At 72.9% G+C, this 981-nt stretch carries 2 protein-coding genes; both read right to left on the reverse strand.

The window, feature by feature from the left end:
- Positions 1–720 (reverse strand): phosphoribosylanthranilate isomerase (locus tag FVW20_RS16620; protein WP_196610463.1); only part of this gene is annotated, 720 nt, incomplete at its 3' end.
- Positions 717–981: AAA family ATPase (locus tag FVW20_RS16625; protein ID WP_196610464.1), on the reverse strand; the 265-nt coding region annotated here is incomplete at its 5' end. The genes FVW20_RS16620 and FVW20_RS16625, both read right to left, overlap by 4 nt.

Raw genomic sequence — 981 nt, forward strand, 5'->3', positions numbered from 1 at the left:
CAGTCCGGCCTCGGCCACGAAGCGGCGCAGCCGGTTCGGGCACTTGCGGCCATCCGGGCCTTCCACGCCGGTGTGCGCGTCCACCCCTGCCGGGCGTACCCGCAGGATGGCCGCACGCACGTTGTCCGGGGTCAGGCCGCCAGCCAGGCTCACCGGTCGGGGCGAGAGGCGCACCAGTTCCGCGCTCACGGCCCAGTCATGGGTGAGGCCGGTGGCCCCGTCCGCGCCGGTGGCGGGGTTGTGGGTGTCGGTGATGAAGGCGTCGACCAGCGGGGCCAGTTCACGCACCGTGTCCAGCAGTTCCGGCAGGTTGCCGTCTGCCCGCACCACCAGGCTCTTGATCAGGAACAGGTCCGGAATTTCGCGCCGCAGCCGGGCCAGTTCGGCGGCCCCCACCGGGCCATGCAGTTGCAGGCGGCGCAGCCCCAGCACGCGGCAGAATTCCGCCGCCTCGGTCCCATCGGCAATGTAGGTGATGCCCACGGGCAGCAGGGGCGGCGCGGGCAGGCGTTCCACCGTCGTCACCAGCCGCGCGGCCTCGGCTTCGGTCAGGTCTTCGACGTTCACCGGCAGGCGCAGGGGCAGGCCCATGGCATGCACCCCGGCCTCGCGCAGGGCCAGCGCCTCGGCCATGTCGTGCACGCCCGCCACCTGGATCAGCCCGGCGAAAGGCATGCCGTGCTCCAGTCGGGGGGGCTCGAAAAGCGGGCAGCCGGTCATGCGGATTCGTCCCGCGCCAAACCGTCGTCGCCGCGCGGGCCGCACCGGGTGACGCGGCCATCGACCAGACGCAGCACGTGGCTGATTTCCGGAATCAGGTCGCCCTCGTGATGGGTGACCAGCACCATCTGCACGCCCGCGCGGGCCAGTTGCCCCAGCAGGGCCAGAAAGGCGGCGCGGCTGGTCGGGTCCAGCCCGGAGCAGGGTTCGTCCAGCAGCAGCAGGTCCGGCGCGCCCGCCAGGGCGCGGGCCAGCAGCACG

It is taken from the genome of Nitratidesulfovibrio oxamicus, assembly GCF_015731765.1.
In the GTDB taxonomy this organism is placed as follows: domain Bacteria; phylum Desulfobacterota; class Desulfovibrionia; order Desulfovibrionales; family Desulfovibrionaceae; genus Cupidesulfovibrio; species Cupidesulfovibrio oxamicus.